This window comes from Streptomyces sp. NPDC058664 (assembly GCF_042716635.1).
Classification (GTDB): domain Bacteria; phylum Actinomycetota; class Actinomycetes; order Streptomycetales; family Streptomycetaceae; genus Streptomyces.
In genome coordinates this window covers 1-9223 of record NZ_JBHXRW010000116.1, presented here as the reverse complement: position 1 = coordinate 9223, position 9223 = coordinate 1, and the positions used below count along the sequence as shown (strand labels likewise).

The 9223-nt window shown below is 64.6% G+C and carries 4 protein-coding genes, 1 tRNA gene and 4 pseudogenes; 5 read left to right on the top strand and 4 right to left on the bottom strand.

Annotated features, from left to right (window positions below; translation table 11 throughout):
- Window positions 1–545: 545 nt before the first annotated feature.
- Window positions 546–911, bottom strand: coding sequence for a peptidoglycan-binding protein (locus tag ACFWUY_RS39695; protein ID WP_384121540.1), 366 nt, complete (start codon window positions 909–911; stop codon window positions 546–548).
- 322 nt (window positions 912–1233) lie between these two features.
- Here ACFWUY_RS39695 and ACFWUY_RS39690 point away from each other — a divergent pair.
- The 4 genes and pseudogenes from ACFWUY_RS39690 to ACFWUY_RS39675 all read left to right on the top strand — a co-directional run bounded on the left by ACFWUY_RS39690 (window position 1234) and on the right by ACFWUY_RS39675 (window position 4823).
- Window positions 1234–2471 (top strand): annotated as a pseudogene (locus tag ACFWUY_RS39690) (IS256 family transposase).
- Window positions 2472–2978: 507 nt separating this feature from the next.
- Window positions 2979–3386, top strand: a complete 408-nt coding sequence (locus ACFWUY_RS39685; RefSeq protein ID WP_384121542.1) for a hypothetical protein — start codon at window positions 2979–2981, stop codon at window positions 3384–3386.
- A gap of 824 nt (window positions 3387–4210) precedes the next feature.
- On the top strand, window positions 4211–4486 hold the full coding sequence (locus tag ACFWUY_RS39680; RefSeq protein WP_384121538.1) for a hypothetical protein: 276 nt from the start codon (window positions 4211–4213) through the stop codon (window positions 4484–4486).
- A gap of 250 nt (window positions 4487–4736) precedes the next feature.
- Window positions 4737–4823, top strand: a tRNA-Leu gene (locus ACFWUY_RS39675).
- Window positions 4824–5453: 630 nt separating this feature from the next.
- Here the strand turns inward: ACFWUY_RS39675 and ACFWUY_RS39670 are convergent.
- Window positions 5454–6545, bottom strand: a pseudogene (locus tag ACFWUY_RS39670) (IS701 family transposase); the annotation flags it as partial.
- An 832-nt stretch (window positions 6546–7377) separates the two neighbouring features.
- The gene (locus tag ACFWUY_RS39665; RefSeq protein ID WP_384121537.1) at window positions 7378–7986 is read right to left on the bottom strand and encodes a hypothetical protein; all 609 of its coding nucleotides are present in this window, start codon (window positions 7984–7986) and stop codon (window positions 7378–7380) included.
- A 159-nt stretch (window positions 7987–8145) separates the two neighbouring features.
- Here ACFWUY_RS39665 and ACFWUY_RS39660 point away from each other — a divergent pair.
- Window positions 8146–8803: pseudogene (locus ACFWUY_RS39660) on the top strand (transposase family protein); the annotation flags it as partial.
- Here the strand turns inward: ACFWUY_RS39660 and ACFWUY_RS39655 are convergent.
- Window positions 8791–9124: pseudogene (locus ACFWUY_RS39655) on the bottom strand (integrase core domain-containing protein); the annotation flags it as partial. The pseudogenes ACFWUY_RS39660 and ACFWUY_RS39655 sit on opposite strands and share 13 nt — an antisense overlap.
- Between the last annotated feature and the right edge of the window lie 99 nt (window positions 9125–9223).

The window sequence follows — 9223 nt, the reverse complement described above, 5'->3', positions numbered from 1 at the left end:
CAACATGGACATGCCCATCAAGCAGCCCCGACAGCGATCAGTACCACGATCGAGCGATCACGAACACAGAGAAGTCGGACTCAACGACCACTGAGAGCGCCTGCGATCCCTTGCAGATGTGGTGCAGGCATCGTACGGTCAGCGTCCGGGCCAGGAAGAGCGGCTGGCAAGGGCCGTCCACTCCTCATCTGGGCGGCCGGGCACGAGACGACCGTCCGTCTCCCACTGCCGGGCCAACTCGCTGAAGATCGGCTCTAGGCCGGGACGGGGAACCGTTTCCTCGCTCCCCCGCTTCGCACTGATAACAGGGGTGGGCCACATCGTCGCGGACGTGGTGGTCATGCAGGGTTCAACGCCGCCCGTCGCGGTGGGGTCACTCATCACGGCGGACGGACTGGTGGAGCAACCGGCCGGCATACGTACCGTCGGGCGCGCGTCCAAGTGGCCCGAGCGCGGTACGTCGGGGGCAGGACCATGGGGCATGGCGCAGTCGGCTCGGCGCGGGTGTCCGTCCGCTGGTCAGCAGCGCATCGGTCCGCTGCCGGTCAGGCCGGGTAGGGGTCGTAGCAGTCCAGGGCGGGGTGGTAGAGGACGTTCCACGTGTTGGGGCCGATGATTCCGTCCTTGGCAAGTCCGTGGCAGCCCTGGATCCACTTGATCTTCTTGAGCGTGTTCGCACCGAAGACGCCGTCCACGGTGAGCTTGGGGACACCGCCCCAGACGTTGGTCAGGCACTGGGCCTGCTTGACCGCAGCACCGGTGGATCCCTGACTCAGCGCCGGCCGGTAGGTGGAGGAGATGGAGGAGCAGCCACCCGGGACTGCTGCAGCAGCGCCCTGGGGAGCGACCAGGCTGGTCGAACTCAGCGCAAAAGTGGCGGCCACGGTGACAGCGGCAATTCGACGTCTCACGGAAAATCCCTTCGCCGACGGGCCGCGACTGCTTCGCGGTATGCGGACAAAAACCCTAGAGATCGCTTTCATCCCAGGGTAGAGCGCACACGGAGCACTGGCTGGCACAGGGAGGTACATCATCGAGGTGACGGTGGCGTATCCGGCGGGCACGGCCGAGTTCATGGACCTGGTGCTCGCACCCCTCGGTTGCGTCCTGGGAAGTGGTGTACGGGTTCGACCTGATCCGGGGGTTTGCTCCGGCGTCAGGGTGAGACCCGCATAGACGAACGGCCACCGGCTGATCTTTCGAAGTGTCGAAGCCTCGAAGGAGATCAGCACGATGACCGCACCTGACAGTGTGCCCCTGCATGCCCTCGCCGAGAACAACCTTGCCGCGGCGAGTCCCGATCTGCTGCGCGCGATGATCAAGACGTTCGCCGACGCGCTCATGTCCGCCGAGGCCGACGCGCTCTGCAACGCCGAGTACGGGCAGGTCAGCGACGAACGCGTCAACCACCGCAACGGATACCGCCCGCGCGAGTGGGACACGAGGGCCAGCACGGTCGCGCTCGCCGTCCCCAAGCTGCGGCAGGGCAGTTACTTCCCACACTGACTCCTCGAACGCCGCCGCCGGGCCGAACAGGCCCTGATCTCGGTGGTCGCCACCGCCTACCTCCTGGGTGTCTCCACCCGCCGCGTCGAGAAACTCGCCGAGTCCCTCGACATCACCCAGCTGTCGAAGTCCCAGGTCAGCGCGATGGCCAAGCACTCGACGAACAGGTCGCAGCCTTCCGCAACCGGCCGCTCGACGCCGGCCCGTACTCGTTCGTCTGGGTCGACGCCCTGACCCAGAAGGTCCGCGAGGGCGGCCGCATCATCAACGTCCACGCGCTGATCGCGGTCGGCGTCAACGCCGACGGCCACCGCGAGATCCTCGGCCTGGACGTCGCCACCGCCGAGGACGGCGCCGGATGGCTGGCCTTCCTGCGCTCGCTGATCGCCCGCGGCCTCACAGGCGTCCAGTTCGTCGTCTCCGACGCCCACGCCGGCCTCGTGGACGCGATCGGCGCCACCCTGCCCGGCGCGTCCTGGCAAAGGTGCCGCACCCACTACGCGCGGAACCTGCTGAGCCAGGTCCCAAAATCGGCCCAGTCCTGGGTGGCCACGCTGCTGCGGACGGTCTTCGAACAGCCCGACACCGACGCGGTGAAGGCACAGATGCGGCACGTCCTGGACGCACTGGAGGCCAAGTTCCCTAAAGCGGCAGCCCACTTGGACGCCGCCCAGCATGATCTGCTGGCCTTCGCGGCCTTCCCGCGCGAGATCTGGAAGCAGATCTGGTCGAACAACCCGCAGGAACGGCTGAACAAGGAGATCCGCCGCCGCACCGACGTCGTCGGGATCTTCCCCGACCGCACCGCCGTGATCTGGCTCGTCGGGGCGGTCCTGGCCGAGCAGAACGACGAATGGACCGAAGCCCGCCGTTACATGGGCCGTGAAATCCTCGCCAAGGCCCGTCTCCACCCGATCGAGTCAGAAACCGACGGACCCACCATCCCAACCGAACTCACCGCATAGCCTCAAAGACGAGATCACCGAGTGGCCATCGATACACCACTCCAGCGGACGTGACCAGGCGTTGCCCAGCGTCCCCGCACGGGAGCTGCGTCTGCCGTGTGAAGAGAGCACGACACGCACGTCCACCGTCTTCAGCGACGCCACCAGGCATCGCGTTACACAAACACCCCTGGCCTGCCCTCGGATGGTTTCCCCGACCGAGTCTGGCGCGTTCACAGACGGGCATAAGCCCGTCTGCACCAGTGGACGCATCCGTCTTCCTACCTGTGAATGACTGGCCTGACCTGCGGTTTTACCGTTCGAGCGTTATCGGGTGCGCGAGGCGTGGGTGTGCGGGGGCCGCGGACTGTAATGAGGCTGGGGACCTGGCAGGCGTCTGCCGGATCCGGAAGGCGCTGGTCTGTCAGCAGCGACGTCCTCATAGGAGCAGGGAGAGTTATGCGCAGGTCATCACAGGTCCTGACTGGCTTGGCTGGGGCTTTGGCTCTGGGGTGGGGTCCGGTGGGGATGGCGCAGGCCGGCGGCACAGGACCGTCGAACATCAGCATCAGTCCCTCTCAGGTGCATCAGGGCGCGCTGCTGACCGTCACCGCCTCGGGCTGCACCAGTGGCGGCACCATTACCTCCGGCGCCTTCCCCACCGTGACCCTGCCTGCCGGAGCTACCACGAGTGCTACCGCCCGGGTAAACAACAACGCCACAGCCGGCGCCCGCATCCTGACCGTGCAGTGCGGCAGTACCAGCGCGAACGCCTCCTTCACCGTCCTGGCCGGCACTCCCGCCCAAGGCGGCGTGGGCGGCGCCCAGGGCCCCGGCGCCATGGCGATGGCCGCTGGCGGCATCCTGGCCATCCTGGCCGCCGGCACCGGCGCATTCCTCCTCATCCGCCGCCGCACCCATCCCCCTCGCATCTGACCGCGGCCGCCCCGTCTGGCAGAGGCGGTCTGCCGCGGTCTCTTTGAACGTGTGGTTCCGGGCGGTGAGACGAGCACCCGCCCGGAACCACACCCCCACACCGCCATGTCACCCAGCCAGACTGCCTGAGCAGGTTGACAGACACCTGCCTGGCCGACAACAGATCTGCGGAAAAGCCGGGTCCCCGCTCTGCTCTGATCGTGCAGATGGGCCATGTACCAGGAGAGGAAGAGTCCGGTATGCGGCCCATCTGCTTATTGACCCGAAACTCTTGGGCAGGCGGTCCACAGCCAGGAATCACCCCTGGTCACAGCCCTGCAGATATGACCCTTAAGGTTTTCAGGTCAACATGACTCGATCAACAGGCACCGTAATTCTTGCCGCTCCTTCTCCCGAGAAGGGCGCCTCCGACCGGCCGGCACACCGGGGATTTCTGGGCGACGGAACCTGCAATCAGCCGCAACTTCTTTGCCTGTTTCCGCTACCCTAGCCCCCTTAGCTTTCCGCCCGCATCATGCGGAAAGAGTTCTAGAACAACCTGAAAGATCCGGAATCGGCATTTGCCCGCTCTCACTGCGCCAGACACGGCATCCGGAGATCCGGGCGGCGTACAAGGACCCTAGAGAGGTTTCCTTAAGCCACGCACATGGCACCCCAATAAGCTTGGTGCAGGGCGGGAAAGACACGGCCTATACCGCCTACTGTGGTTACTTTCTCCTGGGGCGATTCCTGCCATGGAGCCACTGTCAATTCCCTGCCCCGTCTCTTTGGTCCCAGATGTCACCGCTCCGACAACCCTGGATGCCGCCTATAGAACCGCCAGAATGCAGCGGGCGGTGTTCATCACCGTCGAGCATCAGGAACCCTGCTGGATCGTCAAGGCTGACACGATCACCGCTCGCCCGGAACACACCACCCGTACGGAAACCGCCACCGCCCTCAACATCGCTCTTCTGCAACTGGGCGGCCACCGGCAGATCCGTTTCAACTCCTTCACCGGACCGGTCTACTTCATCCTGAACGACATCCAGACAGAACACCGGGCCCATGAACTGGCCGCGGCCCTCCACGTCGCCCTGTACGGCGAGCTCACGCCCTGACAGCGGCTGTAACCAAGAGAGGCCTGAGCAGATGACACAGTCCAGGCCAACCACTTGCCTGCCTGTCTCCTCCAAACCGAACGAGAACCCGGCCGCAACGTCACCGTCACCGTCCAGCAGGCACGCTCCAGGTGACCCAAGGTAAGCTGACAGTCCGCTTCTCATGGATCGACAAGGGGATGAGCCACGGCAGCGGCAGTTCACCGTTGCGCGATACCAGGGTTCAGGCCTGTCCGGCCCGAGGCGGCTAGGGAGTGTGGCGTAACTGGCAAACGCGCCGGATTCAAGTCCCGGTGCCCTTCGCGGCGTGAGGGTTCGAGTCCCTCCACTCCTACCAATCCCTCCTGCTGCCAGGCCTCGCGCCTGGTCTGCTAGGGGGCAACAGGACCGCTGACCGATGCACTGGGCCTTTTCCAACTTCCCGGTCCACGCGTTGGACGGACCTGCAGAACAACGGAACTCCGGGCGGGCGAGTCCTCGACCAAGATCGCCCGCAGCCACCAGAAGTTCGTATGCTTGTCGGCCCGTCGTCCATCGGCCTGTCCAGCCGCGCCCTGCGGTACCTGTCCGGACGTCTCGCTGCACGACGAGAGGAGATTGCGACCAGACGGCAGCGCCTGAGACCGTCGACCATCAAGCTCACCTCGCCCTAATACTCCAGCAGCGCTTCTCCATTTCCGCTGGTCAAAGGGCTGAGTGTGGGGAGGGTAGTGCTGTGGAACCGGGTGTGGGACGGTCTTTCGCGGACTGTCCCACCAACGGGTGGCCGCGCCGCATGTAATGACAGTGGCGTGCGTTTGCCTGGTGGCGGCGTCGCCACCGTGGCCACCTCATGGCATGGCTGCGGTCCGGAGGGTGGTGGCGGGGGCCAACTGCCAGCAGACGGCGGATCTCTGCTGGTGTGAGGTCCACGAGGTCGGGAGTGTCCCGGTCGGCACCCCTTTTCGCGTTCCTGGCCAGCCATCACTGCCAGGAACGCGTGGGCGAGCAGGGCGAGCGTGATGTGCCGGTGCCAGCCGGTGTAGCGGCGGACTTGGTACTGGTCCAGGCCGCACTCGTTCTTCGCGCTCTGGAAGCACTCCATGATCTTCCAGCGGCAGCCCGCGACGCGGACAAGGTCGGCGAGGGTGACTTCCAGGGGCGCACAGGCGAGGTAGTAGGCGATCTCATCGGGTCTGGTGGTGCTGCGGCGGGCCAGCATCCAGCGCTGTCGGATGGGTTCGTCGCCGTCGAACTTCCCGACGGCTGGCAGGCGGGCGGCGGCCCAGTCGTAGAAGCGCTCGCCTTTTGCTCCGCTTCCGGCGGACAGCCGTTGCCAGGCCTCTGGCGGGGCCTGGCCGACGAGGTGGTCGATGCGCGGGCCGTGGACCTGCTGTGACTTGGGTACCGCCACGACGTAGGACAGGCCGGCTTCCTCGAGGAAACGTCGGAAGTGGCAGTCCTGTCCGTAGGCGGAATCGGCCGTGACCCAGGCGATCGGCAACGGGGAGGCGAGTGCCCGCGTGATCACGTTCCGAGCCAGCTCGCCCTTCGTGGCAAAGACGCGCCCGTCGGAGATCCGGGCGGATCGGCAGCGGTCCCGGTCCCCGGTCCAGGACCTGGGCAGGTAGAGCTCGCGGTCGACCAGGGCGTGCCCACGGGTGGTGGCATAGGCGGCGCAGACGCCGATCTGGCAGTTCTCGGTGCGGCCAACGGTGCCGGAGTATGGACGTTGGACGCCGGCGGAGGTGGTGCCCTTCTTGACGAATCCGGTGTCGTCGATGATCAGCACACCGCCGTCGGCTCCAAGACGTTCGGCGACGTAGGCCTGCAGGTCGTCGCGGATCTCATCCGGGTCTCAGCGGCAGCGGGACAGCAGTCGCTGAAGGCCGTCCGGCGTGGTGTGACCCGCATGTTCGGCGAGCTGCCAGCTGTTTTTGCGGCCGACCTGGCCCAAGAGTCCGCGGATGTAGTCACGTGCCCGCCGCCGGTGTTCCACCCGCGTGAACCTGGCTCCGATCCGCAGGACAAGGTCAGCAAATTCGTTGTCCCAGGCGCTCCCTGATGCATGCTCGCTCACATCGGCGCACTGCCCGAAGCACTGTCGTTACATGCGGCGCGGCCACTCGTTGCTGGGACGGTCCGCGAAAGACCGTCCCACACCCGGTTCCACAGCACTACCCTCCCCACACTCAGCCCTTTGACCAGCGGAAATGGAGAAGCACTGCCGGAGTACTAACCCGTCTGCGCTGCAATGACACCTGCACCCAGGTAACCACCGGGTTCGGCATCGGCATCACGACCGTATACCCCTACCTACGCAAGACCGTGGGGCCCAGCCAACGTCACACCCACCCTGACCGAGGTGATACACATCGCACGGGCCAAGGCATTCTGATTCTGTACAGCACCCTGCTGCCCATCAACCAGATCACCGCCGACAGCCCGTACCACGTGGGGCAGACACAAACGTCACGACATGAACGCGCAGGCTCTCACCCATCCCCTTCGGGCGGCTGCTGTGGGCTTCACCCACCCCGCCCCTCTCCCCCACGTCCTGACCGCCGCCCACACCCACGGCATCGTCAACACACTCACCGAAACCGACCTCAAGTACTGGACCAACAAGGCATATCAAGGCGCCGACGGGTCCATCCACGTGCCGTTCCGTGGCCGCCACCTCAAGCGACGGCAGCAGAGACACAACAACACACGCCAAGATCCACCCCGTCGGCGAACACACCATGACCACGCCGAAAAGCCGACGTCTCCTACGGAAGCTCCGCTACAGCACCCACCACATCACGGCGACCGTCCAAACCGTTCTCGCCCTTCAACACACGTCAGCATGAGGCGGGAAAAGCTCGGACTTAAGGGGCCTTCCAGTTACCTTCGACCGGATAAGTCGACTGTCAGAACTCCTTGGAGTGACAGGTGACCGTCAGTTCGACCTCTCCGCCGATTCTGCTGCTGTTCTTCACCTTGAAGGTTCCATAACCTGCACCTTCCGAGTCGGGTGGATATACTTCGTACGACTGAATGCTGATGCTCCCGTTGAGGCCACTGATCTGTCTTCCGGTTCCTGCTCCGATCCAGGGGTAGCCACTCGGGCAGCCAAGCGATCTCTCGACTATCCCACTGGAAGGAATGTCGAAGATCTTCTTCACCTTGATGGGGAGAGGTTCTGAGCAGTTATATGAGACTTCGTACCAGGAATACGAGGTATTACTCAAATTTATTATATCCAGCCCGACCCCGGGACCAGCCCACTCGTTCTCCGGAAAAGCCTGTTGAGCTCCCAGGTGCGTATAGGGACCACCCGTGATGCTAAATTCACTCATTTGACTCCCGACATGACAGCGCCATTCGACCCATTTCATGTAACCCGGCTCGATCGTTACTCGCCTGGGTCCGTCAGCACCGACCGGAGTATCGGCAGCTGAGGCGGGAGTGGTGGCGGATATCCCGCCCATCAGAAGAATTCCAGATATTACCGAAAGTGATATTCTTCGAATTGCCATCAGTGGTCCTATCGGTCGATCAATAGCCAATCCCTGTCGCCGTTACGCCCCTTGGCGTGGGCGCGGGAATGTCTCGGGAATTAAGTTGGCGGAGCCACGTGGTTCACGCGTGAGCAATCCATACCCAACAAGAGAGTTGTATTCTCACTGAACTCGCCGTGGAGACGGCGCAGTTGCTTCAGGCAGGCCCTGCTCGCATTGGCCAACCTTCGCAAGAACGAGACGTTCGGCCGGGTTCGGCGTCTCGACCGCGACGGCCTGGCGGTACGTCGACGAGACGCTGGACGTCCTGGCCGGCTGGGCGTCCGGCCTCCACGAAGCCCTCACCGGCCTCGGTGAAGGCGACCACGTCATCGTTGACAGCCGCCCTGATCCCCATCGACCGGATCCGTGCGGACGAGCCGTACTACTCGATGAAGCACCGCAGGCACGGCATGAACGTGCAGGTCATAGCCCGCTCCGACGGCACACCGCTGTGGTTCTCACGCGCGACACCGGGCCGCACCCACGATCTGACCGCGGCCCGGGCCCACGGCATCGTCCAGGCCTGCCTGATCCGGCAGATCCTCGTCCTCGCGGACCGCGCTTACCAGGCGCCGGCGCCACGGTTCGCACCCCGTACTACCACCACCGCGAACAGCCCGAGCACTACCAGCAGTTCAACCGCGACCACGCCAGACTCCGAGCCCCCGGCGAACGCGCTGTCGCGCAGCTGAAGTCCTGGCGGCTACTACGACGAGCCAGATGCTCCACCCGCCGCATCGGCACCATCGTCCAAGCCGTCCACACCTTGCTGACCTGCGGCTATTCAGGATGAAAGAGGCTCAGTGACAGCGTACGTGACGTGATCAGTTGTTGTTCGAACTCGGCTGGTGTGAGGTAGCCGAGGGCGCAGTGTCGGCGACGTCGGTTGTAGTACGACAGCCAGCGGAACAGTTCGAGCCGTGTTTGCCTCTTCGAGGCCCAGTTGCCTCCCGCGTGGACTCCCGTGGAGCAGTTGGCGTTTGAGGCCCTGGAAGAACGACTCGGCGAGGGCGTCGTCATAGCTCGAGCCGATCCGGCCCATGTTGCGCCGAATGCCGTGCCGGCGGCACACCTCGGTGAAGGCCGCCGCACTGTACTGAGCGCCCCTGTTACTGAGATTGAACTCGTGATGTCGTCTTCGGTGATCAGGGGCTGATGGTCAGTCCTGTCTCGGTAAGGCAGCCGTCTATGAGGTGGCTGCGGTACTGGATGT

Coding starts and splice junctions, on each gene's coding strand:
- ACFWUY_RS39685 (WP_384121542.1), top strand. CDS start 2,979: ATGGCGCAGGCCGGCGGCACAGGACCGTCGAACATCAGCATCAGTCCC.
- ACFWUY_RS39680 (WP_384121538.1), top strand. CDS start 4,211: ATGCAGCGGGCGGTGTTCATCACCGTCGAGCATCAGGAACCCTGCTGG.
- ACFWUY_RS39665 (WP_384121537.1), bottom strand. CDS start 7,986: ATGGCAATTCGAAGAATATCACTTTCGGTAATATCTGGAATTCTTCTG.